Origin of the sequence: Candidatus Scalindua japonica (genome assembly GCF_002443295.1) — a bacterium.
Taxonomy (GTDB): domain Bacteria; phylum Planctomycetota; class Brocadiia; order Brocadiales; family Scalinduaceae; genus Scalindua; species Scalindua japonica.
In genome coordinates, this window is sequence record NZ_BAOS01000017.1 from 18,243 (window position 1) to 39,750 (window position 21,508).

Genomic DNA, 21,508 nt, shown 5'->3' on the forward strand with positions numbered 1-21,508 from the left:
CATGATGGTATTTTCAGGCAATGTCAATTCTACCAAGGCTTCGTTCTTTCTGTGACAGAGAACAATGCCGACTGTAGGGGCTTCATCTTCTGTTTTTTATTAATTTGTCAAAATAATTTACATACATCTGCATCTGCCCAATGTCTTGATGGGTCAGTTTATCACGCTTTAAGTCGATAAGCACATAACATCGTAGTAAGCGATTGTAGAAAACCAAATCCATATAAAAGTGATCATCATCAAAGGTAAAACGTTTTTGCCTGGCTTCAAAGAGGAACCCTTTTCCCAATTCTAAAAGAAAATGTTCCAGTTTGTCGATAATCCCTGTCTCTAACTCATGTTCGGAATATATATGTTTCTCCTGTAGATTTAGAAACTCCAGCACATACGGGTCTTTTATAATATCATCAGCCTTATCAATAATATGTCCTTTTTTAGATAGTTCTTTAATTTCCTCTTTATCCCGGCTCAATGCAAAACATTGATAAAGTGAAGATTCAATTGGTCATTTAAGCTCTCTCACGCTCCAACTATGTTGTATAGCTTCAATCTCATAAAAATTACGCTCTGCATGATTGTCGATGGTAAGAAAGATTACATAATGCGACCAGCCAAGTTTGACGCGTGAAGACAATTGCACAGAAAGCGAATGAGTAATCTTTGTTTGTTTTAAAATTGGCCAATAGTGATTGATCAAAAAGTGTCTGTTGAATATCTATTTCGTTAGCTTCTGGGGCATTTTGAGATTCGACCGACACTGTCGGACGAATTTGTTTATACTTCTGATAAAATGACCTATACAGTTTGAGGCGAGTCGGCGAACTCCCTTTAATCTTGATCTCAGCAAGCTTTTTTGACAAAACTTCAAAGAAGTGACTGCCATATTCTGTCCGGTCACTATCATTCTGTTCATATTCCACAATCTACCAACCAAACAGCCAGTTACGCACCACCAGAGCGATATCTACTGACCGTGATGCCTGTTTCTGTAATTGATTATGCGTTTGCTCAAACAGCCCAATCAACTTACTGAGTTCGAGTTTATCGCTCATATATTTATATCCAATATCTTCTTATCATCAATTCTTTCTGCATAGTAGCGGATTTTAATAGTATATCTGAATTGTTTCAAGTGTATTTTTTCAATCACATAGCGGTATAGTATCTTTTATGTAAAGCTATCCTGGTGCGATAGAATTCTTAATATCAAAACCTTTTACTCTGTGATTAACATTTACGGGGGGATAAGTAGTTAACAAGATATAATGTTTTTTGAGGCATATTGTACACTATGCCTCCAGATATTTTCTTTCTGAAAACAAAAAAAGTGATCTGCTTCCATTTCAAGCCTAGAATCTCTCCACGCCTCTTCGTTGTGTTCGTACTCTCACGATACCGCTTGCCATTAAGCCGGTAATCAATGTAGTACGTCTGACCTCGTTTGTATAAACTGCCATTCATATTTTATTCACCACCTTCTCAACAATATCATTTTTCACGCCTTGGAAAGGTTCAGGTTTGTAGATTGCTGACCATATCTCTATGAGTCCGATTTTTACTGCTCTGAGTGCATACTGTACCAGATCACTATCAACACCCCTCTCTTTAAAGCACTTATCAACAAATTCCTTAATGGTTCCTAACGTTTCATACTGTGCTTCCTCTTTCGGTGTAAGTTCTTCCATCTCTTTAAGGCCATAACAATTGCCAACCTAGACACCATCCGTTTCCCCTAAATATCAACAATAATTTCCTTAAGCCTGGCTTCATCAATATCAAGACCAAACTTCATAGAGTACTGTGAGATCTCTTTTCCGTATCCTTCTGTTACCGGCCTGATATCTGAAATTGTACCAAGACCAACTCTTAAAAGAACATGTTCAAGATCTTTCTTTAGTGGGTCTAGGAAATAGCCATTGTCTGTAAGCTGCATATTCTCAACTTTACGATCAACAGCCAGATCAACCAACATATGAGAGTGGACATGCCAGCCAGTTTCTTCTTTGTACGTAACGGGTCTACTATTAATAATGTACAAGAGACCAATTCGAACCAGAAGAATTAGAGAAGGAGAAGAACAGCATGTATAAAATAGTTGGCATTATTAACGATCATTATATTGTTCAGACTTATAAAGGATTAAAAAAAGCGAAGATTTCTGGTGCTGATAAAAAAATTTATTAGTAAATTATTGACTTGCACAACTTGTGGCCGCTTTAGACTGAAATCATTCTGATATTGTCTCTATAATCCATTGTTGTGACTCTTGCGGGTTGAGTGGGGGGATTTATCTCAGCACAAAGGGGGGAATTTATCTCAGCGCTATCGGTTATAGTATTAGAAGACGATGAAACTGTCCATAATGCCTTTTTTGATAGAACATTTCTGGAGTAAAATAATGAAAGTTAAATATTTTTCAGATACAGACACTGCCCTCGTTGAATTTACGAACAATGAAATTGTTGAATAAAGTAATAGCGAAACAGACATTGAATCAGGCAGTTATGAAAATTGTAAAAATAGCTTTTTTATAATTCTGGTCCAATTTGTCCGGGTTCAAATCATGGTACTCCAGCTCTTTCTTTTTCAAAGACTTACGAAAACTTTTGAGGCCTCATAACCTTTTTTACCTTTTATGATTTCAAACTCTACCTTATTGCCGGCAGAAAGTGTTTTAAAACCTTCACACTGAATCGCCGAATCATGCACAAAAACATCATCTCCTTTGCTCCGGGAAATATACCCAATTCCTTTTGTATCGTTAAACCAGCTAACAGTTCCTTTTATCACGATGCGAGTCATCCATTCTTATACAATAAGTATTTTGAAATTTATTATTTCTTTGTAGAAAGAAACGGGGAGGCATAACACCTCCTCCGTTTCTCAAAAAAAGCCCAACTAGCCATTTTTACCTGTAGCCTTTTGCTTACCAGGTTTAGCCTGCACGGTCTTTCCCTCCGGGTTTTTTTTAGGCCGACCACGTTTCTTAGCCGTCTCTTTTCCAATATTTTTATCCATCATATCCCTCCATATAAATTGTTGTAAATCCTATTACAAAACAAAACCTTCATTCTTCCTCTAAATAAGCAAATCCGGCTTTTTCTATAGCTGCTACAATCTGATCAACATCAATCATATCAGTATCGGCTTCTATAACAGCACTCCCTTCTATGTGACTAACCCAGGCAGTTTTAACACCTGAACACTTCAATAGTGCTCCTTTCACTTTAGTCTCGCAATTAGCGCAAGTCATTCCGTTAATGGATATTTCATACTCCTCTAATCCTTCTAATTCTTCTGCCTCTAAGTCTTCCTTCTCAGTATTTTCTTCAGCTTGTTCATGCTCCTGAGTGGTAGCAAACTCATCATTTATTTTCAGCAATGTAAAGTCGCTGTTGCTTTGCAACGAGGAGTCTGCCTTAACAATTGCCGTGCTCATTGTGATTCCAAAAACGATAGAAATTACTAAAATGTAGCCAAAATTTAATAACTTATTCAAAAACATATTTTTTCTCCTTTTAATTCAAAATTTTATAGATAGTTAGCATAAAACAAAGCCGCTAAAAACATTATCTATTACACCGCAATACGATTTATTTACATCCTTTTTGCACCAGCATGATACCAGAGTCGTATTTCTCTGGCTCTGTCACCCTTTCTTTTTTTGAATCCTTCTTTGCTATAGTTTTGTTTTTAGTACTCTTCTTTCTAAGGGTTTTTTCCATATCTTGACCTCATAAATAAATTAAAATGTTGGTTTCGTGAAACTCCCCTCCCGTCCGGGCAGGAAGTTTCACATCTATTAATTATCACAGCTTGCTAATCTTCCTCGCATTCTTTTTGAGGAGATTATGGCTTCATTTGAATATCAATTATTTCATTAAAGAATTAATATTCAACAGAACCAATAGTTCTTCAGAAGGTGCAAACGGTCTCTCTTTCCACCTTGAATTACCTTACCGTTTCAGTTAAAGGATTTATGAATTGATACACATCTTTGTTTTCATTATATTTATGGTGTTTGTTGATTTTGTATAAAGGATTCAAAAAGTTAGTAATTTTTCTGCTTACGCTTAATACAGGTTCAGTAATGTAAAATGCATCAGAATCAAGTATCCTTACTATTTGAACAGCATTTTTTAATTCTCTTTTCCTGCATACAATATTCAGTTCGGTTATTGCACCACGCTCTCCTTCGCCGTCAAACGTTGTTACAGAAAATCCTCTTTTTCGAATTTCCTCCGCTATCTCTTTCCCATCACCCAGAATAAATATTTTTAACACCAAATGACCTAACGCAATCTTTTTATCCAAAAGGATACCTACTGCATTGCCTGCAGAAAAACCAAGAGCAAAAAATAATCCGAGAAGTGGCTTGTTTGATATTTCATTTAATACCTTTGCTATTATTACCAGCCACAGGCTGACTTCTATAAAACCCAGAAAAAAAGCCAGAAACGTTCTACCCGATACAATAGCCAGCAACCTTATCGTTCCAACTGAGACATCAACAATCCTTGCCGCAAAAATAACAAGTCCTGTTAATAATGTTTCTATATCAAAAATAACTTCCATATAATCAACGACCCCATTAATCAATCAAAAATTATTGTCAAATATGTAATTATTAGGTTTATCTACACAACATTCCATACAGAATCAGTCTAAGTAACATTAACCTTTGTTTAAAATTGTAACCTTTCTGACTTTAACAGCCTCATAATCTTCTGTATACCGTTTACTCTGTTACAAAATCACCACACTCCAAAACCGTATCAGTTACAAATATATATATTGTTTGATTACTAATCCTTAGTCTATACTCCATATTTTCAATGTTCTTTGCCTTCCTCACAACGGTTAATATTTTATTTTTTGTCAACTATATTTTTTATATATAGAATCCCTAAACTACAATGTAATACCAAAAAGGAAAACAACACAAATTACAGCGCTATATATTGCATTAATTCTCGACTCTTTTAATTATATATTTTGGGTATAAAGAAAACTCAAAGAATTTATTTAAAAGAAGTTGGTTTTAATGATTACTTATATCAAAAATCGTGCCAACTGGTATATCTTTATAAGGCATTGCTAAATAGATGCTTATGGAATTGATAATTTATTTTTATTGATTTCAAAGTATATTTTTGCCTAATTATACTATGTCATTATGGCGCAGAATATTTAGTTATATAGTAGTTGGTGGACATAATGGCACATGACTTCAGGGATTTTAAAAAAAGTATTATAATTTCCGTATTTTGTGGAGCAAATAGAATGCAAATTACCATTCTTACGGTTTTTCAAAGAGAAAAGCTGGAATGGAAAAAGATAATCAGTTATTTGAAAAGGAAATAATAAGGTTTACACTGGAGAAAACAAAAGGCAACAAGTCAAAAGCTGCCAGATTACCTGGATTTGGCTTAAGAACACTCTAGAGGAAGATTCTTTGCGCGTAAAATTATTCTTAACCATAGTTAGTTCTATCACCAAGATCATGAAAAATAATTGATCTAATACTTTAAAGCATGATTCCTATTGGTGAGTTACCTGGAAACTCATGTGATGAGATCAGTAAAGTATTGTGTCCTAATCCAATTAAATATCTTGTAAACTCGGCTCTAAGATTTTTAAACAGTAAACCGTAGGAATTATAAAGATCAGATAAGACGTATTGACTTGAATGAAATAATTGTATAGTAAATCGAAATGTAGTATGAAAAGAGTTAAAAATAGAGGCATGGTAATTTGTTTACCAATACCCCTTAAAAATTTTAGTTACAAAATGATCACAAATGCCAAGACTACACCACCTACCGCTTATCATAAGTCCCTGTATGACAATATTGGCGATACTGGACTCGAACCAGTGACCCCCTAGCTTGTCCCTGCCCCAGTCAGGATTCATCTGGGCGGGCGACTGCATCATTCAGGCGAGGAGCAAGGGGTTATGATTTACTCGACATTATCCAGCAGTTGACCGATTTTTTTCCTTACTTTCTTACTGTCAGGTTTGGTCATTGACGAGAAACGGTCCACTATATTTCCGACACGGTCAACAAGGAACTTTGTAAAGTTCCACTTAATAGTACCGGAGAACCCGGGATTTGTCTCCTTTGCTGTTAGAAACGCATAAAAGGGTGATATGTCATCTCCTTTGACAGATACCTTGGAAAACATTGGGAAAGAAACGTCATATTTTAAGGAACAGAACTGTTTTATCTCACTGTCTGTTCCGGGTTCCTGACGTAAAAAGTTGTTTGCGGGAAAAGCAAGGATCAAAAATCCGTCATCCTTGAATTCCTGATATAATTCCTGAAGCCCTTTATATTGAGGCGTGAAGCCACATTTACTTGCAACATTTACAATCAACAAAACCTTGTTTCTGAATTTTTCAAAGGTGACCGCATTACCATCAATATCATTCATCGTAAAATCATAAATCGATCTTTCACTCATTACAGGATATCCAGTCAATTTTCAGTAAAGACAAACCACAAACAGTATATTTTATCTATCTCCATTAATCAACATTAAAGCCTATGCTAAATTGAAGTAATCAGACTTAAACCATAAATTCCAGACCACAAATTTATGAAAGTTAAATATTTACTGTAGAAATAATAAACGGGTTACTATATATTTAAAACTATCTTTATAGTCTGGAAACGAAAAATAGGAAATAGGCATTAAATGAAATCGTCACTGATAATTCTTGTTTTAATTATAGGAACTCTTATCGTCATCGCTTCCTGCAAAAAACCTGAAGAAGTGAAAATTGAAAACGCAATAGTTTACACCCCCCTACAGGATGATCTGGCACGTTCTATGAAAAAAGCCTCTCTGGTAATGAGAAGATTATTTAAAGCCGTGAAAAATAATGACTGGGTTGAAATCGATATGTGGACTCAAGAACTTAAAGACGGTATCGGCTTTACTTGTATAACACAATATATGAGAGAGAAAAATGATATTTCATTAAGATTTATTATGTTAAGCAACCAATTTAACAGCGCTATAAATAAGTTAACGTTAGCCAGTAAAAAACATTATTCTGAAAGAGCAAAGTTAGAATTCAACAATTTAGTCTATTCTTGCGACGCGTGTCATGATAGTTTCAATAAAGACGCTGAGGGCAAGTTGGATTTCAGCGAGTAAAAATTGAGTCAAGTGCTGACAATAATACTAAATTTTGTTGCAAAAGGAGAAACAGGCCCCTTAATCCCCATTTTTAAGGAGGAAGCATATTTTTACAGTAACAGAAATGACAGTTGACAAACTTATGCAACGTTATGAAAAAGTTCCTTATGCCAGCTTGAGTTATCCTCAAACTCATTCTGATAGATTGAGAATGCTGGGTCTGTTTATGGGTATGAATCAAAGGCCATGGATGAATCAATAGTCGAAGATGAAGCAACTACGTTTAAACATGAAAACGGGAACGTAGCCAGTGACGAAACCATATATAAACTATTAATGCAGGAACTGGAAAAAAACCTGCAATGGCTTCGAAAAGTAGCACTGTTGGAAGCCTAAGCATTTATAATAAGGATCTATTTATGATAAACAAGAAGATAGTAGTTCAAATAGTTATTTTTATGCTGATTGTTGGTTTACAAAGTTTTTCATATTCTTCTCCAAAAGAAGTAGAAATGTATACCCAGCAATGCAAAAACTTTTTAAACCGACATTCCATAGAGCTAAAGGATGAATCTTTTGAAAAACTGCTGGGATATATTGGTAACGCGCAGATATGTAAAATAGAAAAAATATATAATAAGCTGACGGAAGAAGAGAAAAACAGATTAAAAAAGGTCTTAATAACCATTGAAGAGATAGAAAAAAGGTTGTCTCAGAAAAAACGGGAAAGGATTAATGAATCAATCGCGGCTATAATGCCGGCAATAGAAAATGAACTTTGGGAAAAGCTGACACAAGAGGAGTTAAAGGAACTGGATATTCTGCTTAGAGAAAAATGGAAAGGCATGTTAAAAGCACTGGAACAGAATGATATTGAAAAAGCATTGAGCTATTTCCATCATACAGTAGGTGAAAAATACAGAAAAATTTTTAAAACTCTCAATCCCTATAGCAGAAAAAAGATAAGTAAAGACCTTGCAAATATTGAAGTTGTAGAAGTAATAACAGATACTGCAATATATGAAATAATCAGTGGTTTAAAAGATGAAAAGACATCCTTTCAACTTGCATTTGTAAAGGATTTACATGGAGAATGGGTGATAAAATCATTTTAGGAATGAAACATGGACAAAGAAGAAATTCTAACTGAAATAATATCTAGTCAATCTCTACCCGATCATGAAGCGGTTGGCGTTATGTGGGCTTCTCTCACAAAGACTGTAGATATGACGAAAGGTGAAGGCGACCACAAACTAAATCGCCTGAGACCAGGATCACTTGTAGAAAAATTTTCTGATGTTGAGATGAGAAGATTATTGAAAAATGTATCTGTAGACTCATTGGCTTTCTTTGACCCGCCACTGGAGACCATTCTTACCGATCCTGAAGGAACACCGGATGAAGATTCGACTATGAGGGCGATTGGAAAGTTGAGATCATCAAGAGACTCTGACCCAAAGGACGCACTTATGAATTTAGTTAGAGTTTTAGAGAGAATATACACCCACGAGTTTAAAGACAGATCAATATCTTATGTCACAGAAATATTATCGTTAACACGCAAAGTACTTTATCTGTTTTGCATACTGGCGGTTTCGAAGTTACCATAAATATTGTATTTAGTGTATATGTGGATTAAATGACGATTCCACTCAGTTTTGGCGGCGGTATAGGACAATCCAGAACCAATATGTATCTGTTCAAGAAAGCACACATTGGAGAGGTTAGTGTAACCGTATGGCCCGAGTTACTTAAGGATATTTGTAAAAAGAAGAATATACATGTCCTGGAGCGAGAAATGTCGAAAAAAACATAACTTTGAAAAGTTTGTTTTAAAAGCCAGAATGACTGATTTGTTTATCCCTTTCAGGGATAATAGAGTTTTAATTATGAGATCAAATCTGGTAGAATTTTATTTAAGATTATATAGTCAATGAATGTAAGTACATGTTGAGGAAATTGAAAGTAGGCGGGGAAACCCGCCTGAATAGCGAAGTCGGGCAGGTTACCCGACATTTCTTGTCTAAGTTTATGTTTGAAAGGTTTTGATAATGGAAAAGGTCCATGAAATGGTAGTTAAATGTATTGAAGTATTAGACCCGGAAATAAAAGTTAAATTTGAAGATGTTCCTGCCGGTCATTCGTTCCCGGATAAAAAGGAAGTCATACTCCCTCAGTATCAATATGATTTTCTGATGATATTCAAGGCCGCTTTACGCGAAACAGCACACGTTCTGTTCAGTACGAAAGTACCTGAAAGCAACCTGGAATATGAAGTTTCCATGTCTCTGGATACTATAGAACAGGCATTTGTCAATTATCAATTTTGCCAGAGATTCCCAAAATTTGAAGTAACGTTAAACAGGTTTTATAAGGAAGGTATTGAAGGCTCTGCAGTAGGAGGAGTTATAGGTGCCGATGACTTCTGGAAGGAACTTGAATATGTCCTGTTTGATGTAGATGTTGCAGAAGGATGCTATAGTGACCGTTGTAAGAAATTATTTGACTGTGGCATAATTCACGAACTCTGGAAATTAATTGAATCAGCCAAATCTACAGAAGATCTCATACCCGGCGCAGAAAGCCTGGTGCAGAGATTCAAAGACATGAACATTGAATTCCCCAGTATAGACAGGAGTCATACTCCACTGTGAAAACAATGTAATTGAATTACGAAGTAGCAAAACATTTTATCGTCCCACAAAAACAGGGTTTGATAAATCAAACCACTACCGTGTATAAAGCCGGTTTTTTTATATAATAAAGAAATTTTTTACAAATTTTTTAAGGAGAGAAAACAGAAGATGGATATGTACGAATTCAGATTAACAGTTAGTTGGCAAGGCGGAGGAGATCAGCTTTTCATTATCAATGTTGAAGCTGGAAACGAAGAAGATGCAAAAGATCAGATAAACTATTTAGTAGAAAACAAATTAGAAGTTCTAGCATTAGCACAAATAAAGGTAGGATAAAGTAAACGTTTATACTGTCTTTCATAAAAAAAATGAATATTGCAGGTCCTATCGAAATACATATCGGCCTTCCTGAAGAATACATTCGGGAAGCAGCCGAAATCTTCTTTGACTCGTTTCAACAGAAATTTTTTCCGATCATGAACACCAGGGAAAATGGGATCTCTTTTCTACAGAAGCACCTGAACCCTAAAGGTACGATGGTGGCAATTAGCGGAAGGCAGTTGCTGGGTATAGCCGGCTTGCAGTATGAAGGTTGCCATTTTTTCAGTCCCTCCTTATCTGGTTTAGCTCACGAATTCGGCTGGCTGAGAGGTATCCTGAAAATAATAAGGATGCGCCTCTTTAATTCACGCGACCGTGAGGGTGAATTATACTTGAAAGCCATTATGGTCAGCTCTTCAATACGGAGCAAAGGGGTAGGCACACACCTGCTAACCGGAGTTTCAGATTTTGCATGGGCGCATGATTTCAGCACAATAAGACTGGACGTCGTAGACACAAATCCTGATGCAAGACGTTTTTACGAACGAAATGGGTTTATTGCTACAAAAGTACGAAGATGCCCTCTACCTTTTCTCTTTTTGTGCCGTGCTATGGGTTTCTCATCAGCAATCACGATGATAAAGAAAATTTCATGAGGGTTCATTTTTTCCATGTAAAAATGATAATTTTTGAAGGAAGAAAAAGGAGGACTTAAATTTGAAAATAAAATTAATCTTATCAGTTGTTTGCTGTTTCTTCCTGGTAGTTACTTCTAGTACATACGCAGTATCAAAAGATAAATTAAATAATAGAATTGACAGGTCTAACTATTTCCTTGAAAAGATAATGGAAATCCCGGAAACATCAGTACCGTTAACTCTTATGAAGAGTTGCCATGGTATCATAATAATGCGACAGTATAAGGCAGGATTTATTTTTGGCGTCAAGGGTGGCATGGGAGTCGCATTGAAGAGAGACGTAGAAACTCGCAAATGGAGCGCACCGTCCTTCGTTACCAGTGGAGAGGCAAGTTTTGGGTTTCAGGCTGGAGGGCAATTAACTGACACGATAATCTTAATAATGAATAAGAGTGGAATTGAGTCATTACTACTTACAAAATTCAAATTAGGTGTCGGCGCAGCTCTTGCCGTAGGTCCTGTTGGGAGAGATACTGAAGCGAAGATTGGGCAGAATACCGCATATCTGGTCTATTCAATGGCGCAAGGTCTATATGGTGGGCTTGTTTTTGAAGGTGGGTTTATCTCACAAGATGACAATGCTAATAGAGAATTCTACGGAAGGAAAATATCTGTAAAAGAGATATTCCAAAACACGGATGATATACCAGATGAAGTAAAGGCACTGATTAGAACATTAGAAAAATATAGTAATTTTTAGTACATATGTGGTTCGGCTTCAGATCTTAAACCACTTTCTTTACCTACAAAAAAATGGTTTCTCCCATTCAATGTGTTATGAGTTTTCATATCATATGATCGCAGTAGCACTGCCACTATTTTGTATGTCCAACAGTAGAACTGTTGTACAGCAGCTGAGGCACCTCTTATCACAAATGGTCATCGTCACAACAACTAAAATTCCAAAACTTAAAATTGATATCTGTATAATTGAATTACTTACCTGTTCAGAAGTAATTCAGGTAAATGAATGCGGAAACATTTTCCTCTCTTTCGAGAGGATTCCAGTACTGGATCCCTCTCGAAAGAGAGGAGTGTCACCATACCAACAGGTTAGATTCTTCATTCCTCTTCGCTGCATTCAGAATGACAAGTCAGCATGTCATTCTGAGGAGAGTACTGCCACTGCACGTCCAGGAGGCGGGGAAGAATTTTAATGTCACCAACTTTGAAATTCATATACATACATTTAATCACATGCAACCTTAAAGTTTCTCATTTTTCCATCACGTCAGTAGGATTAACTTTGGGAGGCATGATTGAAGGGATAACTTCACCTTTTTTGAGTGCCTTAAGTTGAATCTGTGCCTGGGTCTTTGTCGCCAGACCGAAGATCTTAATAAAACCGGTTGCGGCATTATGCTCGAAAGTATCTCCGGCATCATAAGTTGCCAGTGAGTGGTCGTATAACGATAGAGGTGATTTTCTTCCAACAACAGTACAGTTGCCCTTGAATAACTTAAGGCGAACCGTACCAACAACGAATCGTTGATTGCTTAGTATATAAGCTGCCAAGTCCTGATGAAATGTTGAAAACCACAAACCATTATAAACCATATCTGAATACTGAGTAGAAACCATCTCCTTAAACCGGTGAGTCTCTTTAGTCATGACAATTTCTTCAAGAGCCTGATGGGCTTTATAGAGAACTATGGCTGCAGGTGATTCATAAATTTCTCTGGATTTTATTCCAACAATACGGTTCTCAAGATGGTCAATTCTCCCTATACCGTTATCACCGGCCAGCGTATTCAATTTATCAATGAGACTAACCCCATCTACCTCCTGTCCATTCAAAGCCAGAGGAAGACCATTTTCAAAACCTATTTCTATATATGTAGGATCATCAGGAGCATCCTTCGCGTTTTTTGTTATTTTATACACATCTTCCGGTGGTTCAGCCCATGGGTCTTCAAGTATTCCGCATTCAATACTTCTTCCCCATATATTTTCATCTATGCTGTATGGATTCTTTGTACTTACATCAATGGGAATATCATTATCCCGAGCATAAACCATCGATTCATCCCTGGTCATGTTCCACTCTCGAAGCGGTGCAATTATCTGTAAAGAGGGATCCAGTGTATTTATGGCAACGTCAAACCTAACCTGATCATTTCCTTTCCCGGTACAACCGTGCGCAACTGCACAGGCGCCTTCTGCCGCAGCAGTATCAACCAGCAACTTTGCTATCAAAGGCCTGCCCAATGCGGTTGCAAGTGGATATGTTCTCTCGTAAAGAGCCCCTGCCTGGATTGCTGGAAAAAGAAAATAGTAAACAAAGACTTCCCTTGCGTCTATAACCATGGATTTGATAGCACCAGTCTTAATTGCTTTTTCCACTACCGGCTTCAAAGGTTTGTCTGTTCCCAGATCAATGGTCAGAGCAATTACATCCATGTCATATTTTTCCTGTATCCACTTTATGGCGACAGAGGTATCAAGCCCCCCTGAATATGCCAGGACAACTTTCTTTCTATCAGTTCCCATTTTTTCTCCTTATTTAGACACTAATTTCACGAATTATCACTAATTAGCTTTGATTATAAAGTGTATAGTGTTTTTCTAAAAAACATCCGATCCTCTCTCTTGCAAAATGATCCTAATTCTGGACACATCTCAAAAGGTCCCCAGCGCCTTTTGTCCTGAGAAAGAGAGGGTTGATTTCTAATTTTTCATACGCCTTAAAAAAAAATCCCTGTATCGATTGCCCCTGTCAGGCAAAGAACCTGCGGCCTTAAGAGCAGCCATAGCGGGTATCGTCCTGGCAAGTGTTCTGGCTGCCCATATACTGAACGTAAAACGAACTATTGGGCTAATTGATCTGTTTAACAGGAAGTTGTACATAAAATATGCTGCTAACAACCCAAAAAAAACAGTTGCAAAATATAAACAGGTTTTACTTCCGTAGCGGGTACCGTAACCTAACCCGATTATTACACACCCGATAACAATACTATTTATCCCATATCCTCTTGTTGAAAGAGAAGCGATTCCTGAAATAGCAGCAATACTCAGACTTGTGTAAAGAATCCCAAGGAAAATAGTTAAATTTGCTGTCAGTCCAACCCTTTTTTCTGGAGTAAGTTTATCTCTGGACACCATCAAGTTGTCTTATGGCCCTCTTATATTAGTAGACACTAATTTCACGAATTATCACGAATTAGTTTCAGCGACAGAGCACATTTTTCTGTAGTGTTCGTTTCCGAAACCAACCTTTATTTTTTATTTATTAAAGTCTGTTCAGGAAACAAATCATACATTTTTGAATAGGTAGTATCTTGCCGTATCAGAAACTAATTAGCTTTAATTCAATACGACATGTTACCATCGCTATGAACATGAGTCAAAGAGAAATATAAATGAATGGCGAGAATAGACAAACATGAGGTTATATACAAAAAGAGAAAGAAATTCCTGCCCGAATAGGTACAGGCGGGCGGGTATGACAAAAACGGTAGTAACAAAAAAAACCTGACCGGATACTTCTTGATTGTATCGGGGTGGGATTCTTCATCTTAGACAAGCATGAAATTGATCATATTTTCATCCAATAGTTAATCCTATGAAAGTACCAAGACTCGGTCTCAGGTCTCGTAAAAAATAACCAAATCCCCCCCAGAAAACCTCCTTGTGGTGAAGGAGGGAGAGGAGAAATCAGGGGGAACCTGGTTAAAAAAGAATCTCTATTGTTGATGGACACATTACGCACCGTATCGTTCCTCTTTAATTATTTAGAACATTCCTTATGTATTAAGTTACTAATCCTCACGTAAAGATGATATGTTTAAATTTAGATTTTTCACTTTCATACTTGTCGAATTTACAACTTTTGATATACTAGATACACTAGATGTACTAAAGGAAGTAACATGTTTTCTCTAAAGCATGAGCAGAAAAGATTTATGCTTAAATATTATATTTTTATAAGGAATTCATGCTTAACTGATAACAGGCCCAATGTGCATAACTGCTGGTTCAATTTCTATCTTCCTGTATTGATGTGTTGGCCTCCTTGCCATACTCTAAGATTGAACCAGCAGTTTGTAAACACATTAATCTACTCCTTATTCAACTGACCAGCTTGCTAAACACAAACATTTTTTACTAATTGTCCTAATCTACACATTAAGAAAAAGCCAAGTGTATATATTCTAAGACAAACCGCTTATTCAATTCCTAATAACCCTATTACAAGCACTTCCTAAATGCATCAAGACATTTGTATATATCAAAACACATGCCAAATAAACATTTTTATTTGATTTTTATATTTTCGAGCCTTATACCCAAGTTAACTCTTGAAATAAACTCAACTTATAAACAGCCTAAAGAAATTGATCATTGACCCTGGGGATTGAAAAAACTTAAATTACTGGAGAACATATGTGTCATGACACAATAATGAACGGCACAATAATGTGCCATGGCACGACATAAATACCTGATTATTATCTAACGGTTAAAGTTCGATATTATACTCTTTAATCTTTCTGTAAATGTTACGCCTACTAATACCCAGCAACTTGGCAGCCATAGTTTTATTCCCAGCTGCTTTTTCAAGTGCCTGTTCAATTACCAGTTTTTCATCAACTCCCATTTTTTTTAGAAAAGTTCTTTTTGTCGTAAAAAAATTTTCAAAAACAGGAGGCAGATGTTTAAGGGTAATTGTTTTCTGGTGGCACAGGATAAATGCGTGTTCCAGCGCATGTTCCATCTCTCTTATATTACCAGGCCAGGAATAATCCATAAATACTTTCTGGACGTCTGCAGATATACCCAGAATATTATTGTTTATTTTCTCATTAAATTTTTTTACAAAGTGGTCTATGAGAAAAGGAATATCTTCTTTTCTCTCTCTTAAAGGAGGCACACATATTTCTACTACATTAAGGCGATAGTAAAGATCTTCGCGAAATTCACCTTGTTCTATCTTTTCACGAAGGTCCTGATTTGTACAGGCAACAACCCGGACATCAACCGTAATGGACGTTGACTCTCCTACACGTTCAAAGGTTTTTTCCTGTAAAACCCTCAATAATTTCACTTGTATCCTGGGTGGCATATCTCCGATTTCATCAAGAAGAATTGTTCCACCATCCGCCATCTTGAATCTACCAATCCTATCCTTTACAGCGCCGGTAAATGACCCTTTGATGTGCCCAAAGAGTTCACTTTCGAGCAGATTATCAGACAATGCAGAGCAATTTACTTTAATCATCTGTTTATGGTTACGCCCTCCTTTGTAATGCAATGCTTCTGCTACCAACTCTTTACCTGTACCACTTTCACCAGTAATCAGGACGGTACTTTGAACATCGGCAAGATCTTCAATATAAGAGAAAATTGTCTGCATCTTTTCACTCTTACCAATAATATTATGTAAACGCTGGCGTTCTCTCATTTCTTTCTCAAGACCTGCCAGATGAGTTTCATCTCTAACAACCAAGACCGCGCCGGTAAATGTCCCTTTATTATCAATAAGCGGATATGTATTAACGGTTACAACCTGCTGAGGACACAATTCGTGCCTACATTCCAAATGGTATATTTCAATTGGCTTTTTCCTCTTAACCGTTTCTGCAAGAGCGTCTATACATCTACCCTCACAGTGTGACATGAGAGATTCAAATGATTTACCAACAGAATCACGAGAAATGTGACAAATGTTTTTAGCAGCTTCATTGGTCTCTATAACAATCATGTCTTTATCTACCGTTATAATTGAATCCTTAACGCTCTTGAAAATTGCCTCAAGATTTGAACGGTACTTTTCCTTTTCGTCTGCCAACGCTTTATGCTTCATTGCAGTCTTTGTTATGTGCATTAACGAGTCTAGTTGGACTGGTTTAGAAACATAGTCAAAGGCTCCCAATCGAAGTGCATCTGAAGCGGTATCAAAACCAGGCGCTGCAGTAATCATAACAACCGGACAATTTAGCTTTCTTATTTTAACTTCTTTCAAGATGTCGATACCGGATTTGCCCCTCAGATTAATATCTGCCAGGATTAAATCAAAGTCAGACATATCAATCATTTTCAAGGCATCATCATAATCTCTGGCTGTAGCAACCTCGTATCCTTCGTCTATGAAGAAATCTTCAAATGTAAATCTAATATTTTCTTCATCATCTATTATGAGAATTTTCGCCATTGTTTTTTCCTATTTAAATAGCTGGTTTAAAAGATCAAAACTGGTAGAACCAGCCACTAAGAACACTCTCGTGACTAACTCAAATACATGCCGCTGTATAAACCGAAAAGAGATAATTTTTTAGCTATATCCAGTAAGTTCAGTGAAGAGATTTGTTACAAACCTAAAAATTGATACAATTACCAATAGTTAAAATCTTTCTTTACTTCGCAAAATTTACACCAAAAAAATTTAAAATAAATTAATTTGCCAATATAATTTTTCAAAACGGTTTAAAGATATAATTTATCAATACTTACGTTTATCATATCAATATCGCTACTGTTTATTTTTTGCTAATGATAATTTTTGTAAACCTACTAGATATGTGCCATGGCACAAAAGTGTGCGTCGCTGTATTGTAACATGGCACACTATACAATCAACCTTATTACCAAACTGTAGCGGGAAAATACGCACCTTTATCTAATCGAGAAAATAGTCTTTCCCGTCTGGGTGATCACAAAATAAAAGGAGGGTTATCTACATAACTACAGTGAACTTGTCAAACCCGAAGAACTAGTTTATAACTGAAAGTACCAAAAAAAAGAAGCTGGAAAGTCTGAGATAACTTTAAATTATCTAATTTAAATCACCATAATTTTTATACACAATATCACCATCGCCATAAAACCAATACCTCATTTTACCTTGACAATATTTTTATGTAAGGTTATAATTGGCCTGAGTTTATCGAAAAACATAATTCAATAAAACACAATAAAACAATTAACTTTTCAGCTAGATTATGGATCAAAAACACCAATCCGGAGGGATACTTAAGGCAACTTGGCGCATTATAAAGAAATTCCTTTCTACGCCCTCTTTTTTTGAAATTCCAAGGATTAATATCCTCCTCTTTATTGCTACATTTTTCACCACTTATATAATGAATGGCCCAGGTTACGCTATTTCTATAATGGTAATCCTGTTTGCACACGAAATGGGACATTTTATTATGTGCAGAAAGTATAGCGTTGATGCGACATGGCCATATTTTCTTCCATTTCCCTCTTTTTTCGGAACTCTCGGCGCTGTTATCAAGATGAAGGGCCATATACCCAACAAACGTGCTTTATTTGACATAGGAGTTGCAGGCCCGCTAGGAGGCCTGATATTTGCGATCCCAATCACTCTAATTGGGTTGCATCTCTCAGAAGTTCAACCTATCCCAAAGGATGCAGCCAGTTATTTAGGCCTGGGAGAACCGATACTATTCTCATTTTTTTCAAAAATGATGTTAGGTGAGGTGTCGGAGGGATTTGATATTATTTTAAATCCGATTGCATTTGCGGGTTGGGCGGGTTTTTTTGTTACTGCACTTAATCTAATGCCAATTGGACAGCTTGACGGTGGTCATGTCATTTACGCGCTATTGGGAAAACATAGTAAAATTGTATACAGAGTAGGCATAGGAATTTTTTGTCTTTTTGCCGTGTTTGTCTTTAGGGGCTGGATCCTTATTGCCGTGCTGCTATTGTTATTCGGGTTTAAACATCCTCCACCGGCGGACCCATTTACACCACTCGATTTTAAGCGTAAATGTTTAGGTGTATTAATGTTGATTATATTTTTGCTATGTTTCACTCCAATTCCTTTTAAGATATGACAAAAAGAGTAGTAATTGCAATGAGCGGTGGCGTTGACAGCAGCGTCGCCGCTCATTTTTTAATTGAGCAGGGGTATAACGTAATCGGTTTGTTTATGCGTCTTGGAAACACCGCAACTGCACCGGCACCTGACAGGAAAACAGCAACGTGCTGCAGCGCGGAAGATGCCAGAGACGCCAGAAATGTTGCGTCATTTCTCGATATTCCCTTTTATGTCCTTAACTTTGAAGATGAGTTTAATGGTATTATTGAATACTTTTGTGATGAGTATTTAAAAGGGAGGACTCCCAATCCCTGTATAATCTGCAATCAGGATCTCAAGTTTGGTAAATTACTCAGGTTTGCAGATTACCTTAAGGCCGATTATGTCGCTACCGGACACTTTGCAAGAATAGAGAGACTCAAAGAACGATATATTTTGAAAAAAGGAGTTGATGTTAATAAAGACCAGTCTTATGTTCTTTTCTCACTCGATCAGAATCAATTGTCCCGTGCCCTGTTTCCACTCGGAAATATGACTAAAGATGAGGTCCGCAAAAAGGCTTCTGAAGTAAACCTGAAGACTAAAGATAAACCTGAGAGCCAGGATATCTGTTTTGTTACCGGTAAGAGCTACAGTGATTTGATTGTTGAAAAGGTAGGAGCAGAAATTGGTCCCGGTGAATTTAAAGATACAAATGATAACACACTGGGTACACATGATGGCATCCATAATTTTACCATTGGCCAGAGAAAAGGATTGGGAATTGCATTTGGTGAGCCAAGGTATGTAGTTGATATCGACCCCGCGCAGAACACAGTTACCGTTGGGGTTGCGGAAAAACTTTTTAAAGACACGTTTACGGTCGATAATGTAAACTGGATTTCAATTGAAAAGCCGGAAATGGAGTTGTCTGCTTCAGTAAAGATAAGATACAAACATGATGCAGCACCGGCAACAATTTATCCACTTGAACAGAATCGTGTCAGAGTTAAGTTCAAGCAACCTGAACGGGCCATAACACCGGGACAGGCAGCCGTATTTTACGATGGCGATATTGTGATCGGAGGCGGATGGATTGAACGTTAATATACCACTTATAAATATTTCAGCACTGGATGAAGTAACCAAAGTCCTCGGGAAGATTGCGGGCTATGTCTGGAGCATGCCGCTGGTCATCCTGCTTGTTGGTTCCGGTGTCTATTTCAGTATACGGCTTGTTTTCCCACAATTCAGAAGGATTGGCCACGGTATCGCAGTTGCCAGAGGCAAGTACGATAACCCGGACGACCCGGGAGACATTACCCATTTCCAGGCGCTTTGCGCTGCCCTTTCTGCAACCGTAGGTGTTGGTAACATCGCCGGTGTAGCAATCGCCTTACATGCCGGCGGACCGGGAGCCATTTTCTGGATGTGGATAGCCGCACTCTTCGGCATGGTCACCAAATTTGCAGAATGTACTTTAGCGCAGAAATACAGAGTCATTCACAGTGATGGTTCTATAAGCGGCGGACCAATGTATTACATCGAGAAGGGAATGGGAAGCAGGTTCAAGTGGCTGGCCATACTCTTTGCCAGTTGTGGTCTCATCGCTACATTTGGCGGCGGTAATATGGTTCAATCTAATTCCATGGTCATCGCCTTTACCGATCAATTTGCTACTCAAAAGTTTTACAATGACACTCCATTGTCCAGAATGAACAATGGAGAAGAGACCAGTAAGACAGATGACACAGCACTTGTTATAAAAACACATAATGGAAAAACAATCGAGATTGATATCTCTCAGACTAAAACAGTTGGTGGTTTTTTAAATACCATAAATTACCATCCCGACAATATGTCTCATGCCGTCAAGGCAGAAATAGCCACAGACAGAAACAGCATTGAGTTTACAGATTTAACGGATGGTAAGCGTGAGTTTACACTGGTATCTCCGGATGGAGGTAAACTCATAAAGGACCTTGGTTTTTTAAATAACGATGGCAGTATCAATAAGCTAAGTAAAAATAAAATATCTACAGTGATACCAGAAAGAATTATTTTGAAGGCAATTCTAGGTATAATAATCTCCGTAATCGTCGGCATGGTGATTATTGGTGGTATCAAGAGGATTGGAAAGGTTGCAAGCAGGCTTGTACCCGTTATGTCTTCAATATATGTCGCGGGAGCGCTTTTTATAATTTTCTGGAACTATGACAAGATAATAGACTCATTTTATCTGATCTTTAAGCACGCATTTACCCCAACTGCCGCAACCGGAGGCTTTGCCGGGGCAACTGTATTATACGCAATTACATGGGGAGTCAGAAGAGCTGCGTTCTCTAATGAAGCGGGGCTTGGAAGCGCTCCGATAGCCCACGCTGCTGCGAAGACAAAAGAGCCAGTACGCGAAGGTCTTGTCGCAATGATGGGCCCGTTAATTGACACCATTGTTATCTGTACCATGACTGCGCTGGTAATCATTATAACTGGAGAGTGGACTGGTAAAGCAAATTCTTCGGTTTTAACAAAAAATGCCTTCAATGCGGGAATACCGTATTTCGGAGGTGTTATAGTCTCAATAGGGTTGATACTATTTGCAATATCTACAGCCATAAGCTGGTCGTATTATGGAAACCGTTGTGTAGAATACTTATTTGGCAGGAGAGCAATAATGCCTTACCGTTGGATTTACGTAATCGCTCTTTTTGTGGGTGCAGTGGTACGTTTGGAATTTGTCTGGAATTTTTCTGATATCACACTGGGTTTAATGTCACTTCCAAACCTCATTGCCATTATTGCCTTAAGCGGGGTAGTGATAGGTTTGACGAAAGACTACTTTTCACGGAAACATTTACGTACCAACTAAATGACTATTCCCTCTCTTTCGAAAGGAGTCAAATTCTGGAGTCCTCTCGAAAGAGAGACTGATCGTTGTCCAC

28 protein-coding genes are annotated in these 21,508 nt (G+C 37.3%); 14 read left to right on the forward strand and 14 right to left on the reverse strand.

The features are described from left to right. Positions 1–82: 82 nt before the first annotated feature. From SCALIN_RS22680 to SCALIN_RS10115, 10 genes are all read right to left on the reverse strand, one after another. On the reverse strand, positions 83–472 hold the full coding sequence (locus SCALIN_RS22680; protein ID WP_203415425.1) for a PDDEXK nuclease domain-containing protein: 390 nt from the start codon (positions 470–472) through the stop codon (positions 83–85). A gap of 33 nt (positions 473–505) precedes the next feature. Then, a complete protein-coding gene (locus SCALIN_RS23915) occupies positions 506–640 on the reverse strand; it encodes a DUF1016 N-terminal domain-containing protein (protein WP_420885426.1) in 135 nt (44 codons plus the stop codon). A 283-nt stretch (positions 641–923) separates the two neighbouring features. After that, positions 924–1,052 carry a hypothetical protein gene (locus SCALIN_RS23370; RefSeq protein WP_261341018.1) on the reverse strand — a complete coding sequence of 43 codons (129 nt, stop codon included), beginning with the start codon at positions 1,050–1,052 and terminating at the stop codon, positions 924–926. Between the two features lie 405 nt (positions 1,053–1,457). Beyond that, entirely contained in the window at positions 1,458–1,685 is a 228-nt protein-coding gene (locus SCALIN_RS10095) for a hypothetical protein (RefSeq protein WP_096894378.1), read from the reverse strand. A 47-nt stretch (positions 1,686–1,732) separates the two neighbouring features. Next, the gene (locus SCALIN_RS10100) at positions 1,733–2,038 is read right to left on the reverse strand and encodes a hypothetical protein (protein WP_133111819.1); all 306 of its coding nucleotides are present in this window, start codon (positions 2,036–2,038) and stop codon (positions 1,733–1,735) included. Between the two features lie 548 nt (positions 2,039–2,586). Then, entirely contained in the window at positions 2,587–2,790 is a 204-nt protein-coding gene (locus tag SCALIN_RS10105) for a cold-shock protein (RefSeq protein ID WP_096894380.1), read from the reverse strand. Between the two features lie 108 nt (positions 2,791–2,898). Continuing rightward, on the reverse strand, positions 2,899–3,021 hold the full coding sequence (locus SCALIN_RS23375) for a hypothetical protein (protein ID WP_261341019.1): 123 nt from the start codon (positions 3,019–3,021) through the stop codon (positions 2,899–2,901). A gap of 46 nt (positions 3,022–3,067) precedes the next feature. After that, positions 3,068–3,499, reverse strand: coding sequence for a heavy-metal-associated domain-containing protein (locus SCALIN_RS10110; RefSeq protein ID WP_162532252.1), 432 nt, complete (start codon positions 3,497–3,499; stop codon positions 3,068–3,070). Positions 3,500–3,593: 94 nt separating this feature from the next. After that, the gene (locus tag SCALIN_RS23380; RefSeq protein ID WP_261341020.1) at positions 3,594–3,725 is read right to left on the reverse strand and encodes a hypothetical protein; all 132 of its coding nucleotides are present in this window, start codon (positions 3,723–3,725) and stop codon (positions 3,594–3,596) included. 226 nt (positions 3,726–3,951) lie between these two features. Next, a complete protein-coding gene (locus SCALIN_RS10115; protein WP_096894382.1) occupies positions 3,952–4,575 on the reverse strand; it encodes a DUF2179 domain-containing protein in 624 nt (207 codons plus the stop codon). Positions 4,576–5,327: 752 nt separating this feature from the next. Here SCALIN_RS10115 and SCALIN_RS10120 point away from each other — a divergent pair. Continuing rightward, positions 5,328–5,444: a helix-turn-helix domain-containing protein gene (locus tag SCALIN_RS10120; protein WP_096894383.1), complete on the forward strand. Its 117-nt coding sequence runs from the start codon at positions 5,328–5,330 to the stop codon at positions 5,442–5,444. A gap of 517 nt (positions 5,445–5,961) precedes the next feature. Here SCALIN_RS10120 and SCALIN_RS10125 read toward each other — a convergent pair. Further along, positions 5,962–6,465: a glutathione peroxidase gene (locus SCALIN_RS10125; RefSeq protein ID WP_096894384.1), complete on the reverse strand. Its 504-nt coding sequence runs from the start codon at positions 6,463–6,465 to the stop codon at positions 5,962–5,964. 234 nt (positions 6,466–6,699) lie between these two features. Here SCALIN_RS10125 and SCALIN_RS10130 point away from each other — a divergent pair, with 234 nt between their 5' ends. The 10 genes from SCALIN_RS10130 (at position 6,700) to SCALIN_RS10160 (ending at position 11,958) form a co-directional block, all read left to right on the forward strand. Next, positions 6,700–7,164: a cytochrome c gene (locus SCALIN_RS10130; RefSeq protein WP_096894385.1), complete on the forward strand. Its 465-nt coding sequence runs from the start codon at positions 6,700–6,702 to the stop codon at positions 7,162–7,164. A 228-nt stretch (positions 7,165–7,392) separates the two neighbouring features. Next, positions 7,393–7,542: a hypothetical protein gene (locus SCALIN_RS22150; protein WP_162532253.1), complete on the forward strand. Its 150-nt coding sequence runs from the start codon at positions 7,393–7,395 to the stop codon at positions 7,540–7,542. Between the two features lie 23 nt (positions 7,543–7,565). Further along, the gene (locus SCALIN_RS10135) at positions 7,566–8,261 is read left to right on the forward strand and encodes a hypothetical protein (RefSeq protein WP_096894386.1); all 696 of its coding nucleotides are present in this window, start codon (positions 7,566–7,568) and stop codon (positions 8,259–8,261) included. A gap of 9 nt (positions 8,262–8,270) precedes the next feature. After that, positions 8,271–8,756 (forward strand): hypothetical protein, encoded by a 486-nt coding sequence (locus SCALIN_RS10140; RefSeq protein ID WP_096894387.1) that lies wholly within the window; start codon positions 8,271–8,273, stop codon positions 8,754–8,756. 29 nt (positions 8,757–8,785) lie between these two features. Further along, positions 8,786–8,962 carry an aspartate--ammonia ligase gene (locus SCALIN_RS21680; protein ID WP_133111823.1) on the forward strand — a complete coding sequence of 59 codons (177 nt, stop codon included), beginning with the start codon at positions 8,786–8,788 and terminating at the stop codon, positions 8,960–8,962. A gap of 235 nt (positions 8,963–9,197) precedes the next feature. Beyond that, a complete protein-coding gene (locus SCALIN_RS10145) occupies positions 9,198–9,800 on the forward strand; it encodes a hypothetical protein (protein ID WP_096894388.1) in 603 nt (200 codons plus the stop codon). Positions 9,801–9,950: 150 nt separating this feature from the next. Further along, entirely contained in the window at positions 9,951–10,118 is a 168-nt protein-coding gene (locus SCALIN_RS22155; RefSeq protein WP_162532254.1) for a hypothetical protein, read from the forward strand. A gap of 32 nt (positions 10,119–10,150) precedes the next feature. Further along, positions 10,151–10,759, forward strand: a complete 609-nt coding sequence (locus tag SCALIN_RS10150; protein ID WP_096894389.1) for a GNAT family N-acetyltransferase — start codon at positions 10,151–10,153, stop codon at positions 10,757–10,759. 61 nt (positions 10,760–10,820) lie between these two features. After that, on the forward strand, positions 10,821–11,501 hold the full coding sequence (locus SCALIN_RS10155; RefSeq protein WP_096894390.1) for a lipid-binding SYLF domain-containing protein: 681 nt from the start codon (positions 10,821–10,823) through the stop codon (positions 11,499–11,501). Positions 11,502–11,625: 124 nt separating this feature from the next. Continuing rightward, complete coding sequence (locus tag SCALIN_RS10160) at positions 11,626–11,958, forward strand: La RNA-binding domain-containing protein (RefSeq protein WP_133111825.1); 333 nt, start codon at positions 11,626–11,628, stop codon at positions 11,956–11,958. A gap of 58 nt (positions 11,959–12,016) precedes the next feature. On the opposite strand, the gene SCALIN_RS10165 is transcribed toward SCALIN_RS10160, so the two are convergent. The 3 genes from SCALIN_RS10165 to SCALIN_RS10175 all read right to left on the reverse strand — a co-directional run bounded on the left by SCALIN_RS10165 (position 12,017) and on the right by SCALIN_RS10175 (position 16,955). Continuing rightward, positions 12,017–13,291, reverse strand: coding sequence for an argininosuccinate synthase (locus SCALIN_RS10165; RefSeq protein ID WP_096894392.1), 1,275 nt, complete (start codon positions 13,289–13,291; stop codon positions 12,017–12,019). 177 nt (positions 13,292–13,468) lie between these two features. Then, entirely contained in the window at positions 13,469–13,906 is a 438-nt protein-coding gene (locus SCALIN_RS10170; protein WP_096894393.1) for a hypothetical protein, read from the reverse strand. Positions 13,907–15,263: 1,357 nt separating this feature from the next. Next, positions 15,264–16,955: a sigma-54 dependent transcriptional regulator gene (locus tag SCALIN_RS10175; RefSeq protein ID WP_096894394.1), complete on the reverse strand. Its 1,692-nt coding sequence runs from the start codon at positions 16,953–16,955 to the stop codon at positions 15,264–15,266. Positions 16,956–17,742: 787 nt separating this feature from the next. On the opposite strand from SCALIN_RS10175, the gene SCALIN_RS10180 reads away from it, so the two are divergent. From SCALIN_RS10180 to SCALIN_RS10190, 3 genes are read left to right on the forward strand one after another with little or no spacing between them, the layout of a single operon-like run. After that, positions 17,743–18,603 carry a site-2 protease family protein gene (locus SCALIN_RS10180; protein WP_096894395.1) on the forward strand — a complete coding sequence of 287 codons (861 nt, stop codon included), beginning with the start codon at positions 17,743–17,745 and terminating at the stop codon, positions 18,601–18,603. After that, positions 18,600–19,673 carry a tRNA 2-thiouridine(34) synthase MnmA gene (gene mnmA / locus SCALIN_RS10185; protein WP_096894396.1) on the forward strand — a complete coding sequence of 358 codons (1,074 nt, stop codon included), beginning with the start codon at positions 18,600–18,602 and terminating at the stop codon, positions 19,671–19,673. The genes SCALIN_RS10180 and mnmA overlap by 4 nt, the downstream gene beginning before the upstream one ends. Then, on the forward strand, positions 19,663–21,435 hold the full coding sequence (locus tag SCALIN_RS10190) for an alanine/glycine:cation symporter family protein (protein WP_203415426.1): 1,773 nt from the start codon (positions 19,663–19,665) through the stop codon (positions 21,433–21,435). Before mnmA ends, SCALIN_RS10190 begins: the two co-directional genes overlap by 11 nt. Positions 21,436–21,508: the final 73 nt, after the last annotated feature.

What these genes read in the sequence shown, in the direction of transcription:
- SCALIN_RS22155 (WP_162532254.1), top strand. Translation starts at nt 9,951, where the DNA reads ATGGATATGTACGAATTCAGATTAACAGTTAGTTGGCAAGGCGGAGGA.
- SCALIN_RS10130 (WP_096894385.1), top strand. Translation starts at nt 6,700, where the DNA reads ATGAAATCGTCACTGATAATTCTTGTTTTAATTATAGGAACTCTTATC.
- SCALIN_RS23380 (WP_261341020.1), bottom strand. Translation starts at nt 3,725, where the DNA reads ATGGAAAAAACCCTTAGAAAGAAGAGTACTAAAAACAAAACTATAGCA.
- SCALIN_RS10135 (WP_096894386.1), top strand. Translation starts at nt 7,566, where the DNA reads ATGATAAACAAGAAGATAGTAGTTCAAATAGTTATTTTTATGCTGATT.
- SCALIN_RS10160 (WP_133111825.1), top strand. Translation starts at nt 11,626, where the DNA reads ATGTCCAACAGTAGAACTGTTGTACAGCAGCTGAGGCACCTCTTATCA.
- SCALIN_RS10120 (WP_096894383.1), top strand. Translation starts at nt 5,328, where the DNA reads ATGGAAAAAGATAATCAGTTATTTGAAAAGGAAATAATAAGGTTTACA.
- mnmA (WP_096894396.1), top strand. Translation starts at nt 18,600, where the DNA reads ATGACAAAAAGAGTAGTAATTGCAATGAGCGGTGGCGTTGACAGCAGC.
- SCALIN_RS23370 (WP_261341018.1), bottom strand. Translation starts at nt 1,052, where the DNA reads ATGAGCGATAAACTCGAACTCAGTAAGTTGATTGGGCTGTTTGAGCAA.
- SCALIN_RS22150 (WP_162532253.1), top strand. Translation starts at nt 7,393, where the DNA reads ATGGATGAATCAATAGTCGAAGATGAAGCAACTACGTTTAAACATGAA.
- SCALIN_RS10095 (WP_096894378.1), bottom strand. Translation starts at nt 1,685, where the DNA reads ATGGAAGAACTTACACCGAAAGAGGAAGCACAGTATGAAACGTTAGGA.
- SCALIN_RS10115 (WP_096894382.1), bottom strand. Translation starts at nt 4,575, where the DNA reads ATGGAAGTTATTTTTGATATAGAAACATTATTAACAGGACTTGTTATT.
- SCALIN_RS10150 (WP_096894389.1), top strand. Translation starts at nt 10,151, where the DNA reads ATGAATATTGCAGGTCCTATCGAAATACATATCGGCCTTCCTGAAGAA.
- SCALIN_RS10180 (WP_096894395.1), top strand. Translation starts at nt 17,743, where the DNA reads ATGGATCAAAAACACCAATCCGGAGGGATACTTAAGGCAACTTGGCGC.
- SCALIN_RS10175 (WP_096894394.1), bottom strand. Translation starts at nt 16,955, where the DNA reads ATGGCGAAAATTCTCATAATAGATGATGAAGAAAATATTAGATTTACA.
- SCALIN_RS23375 (WP_261341019.1), bottom strand. Translation starts at nt 3,021, where the DNA reads ATGATGGATAAAAATATTGGAAAAGAGACGGCTAAGAAACGTGGTCGG.
- SCALIN_RS10170 (WP_096894393.1), bottom strand. Translation starts at nt 13,906, where the DNA reads ATGGTGTCCAGAGATAAACTTACTCCAGAAAAAAGGGTTGGACTGACA.
- SCALIN_RS10125 (WP_096894384.1), bottom strand. Translation starts at nt 6,465, where the DNA reads ATGAGTGAAAGATCGATTTATGATTTTACGATGAATGATATTGATGGT.
- SCALIN_RS21680 (WP_133111823.1), top strand. Translation starts at nt 8,786, where the DNA reads ATGACGATTCCACTCAGTTTTGGCGGCGGTATAGGACAATCCAGAACC.
- SCALIN_RS10145 (WP_096894388.1), top strand. Translation starts at nt 9,198, where the DNA reads ATGGAAAAGGTCCATGAAATGGTAGTTAAATGTATTGAAGTATTAGAC.
- SCALIN_RS10140 (WP_096894387.1), top strand. Translation starts at nt 8,271, where the DNA reads ATGGACAAAGAAGAAATTCTAACTGAAATAATATCTAGTCAATCTCTA.
- SCALIN_RS10165 (WP_096894392.1), bottom strand. Translation starts at nt 13,291, where the DNA reads ATGGGAACTGATAGAAAGAAAGTTGTCCTGGCATATTCAGGGGGGCTT.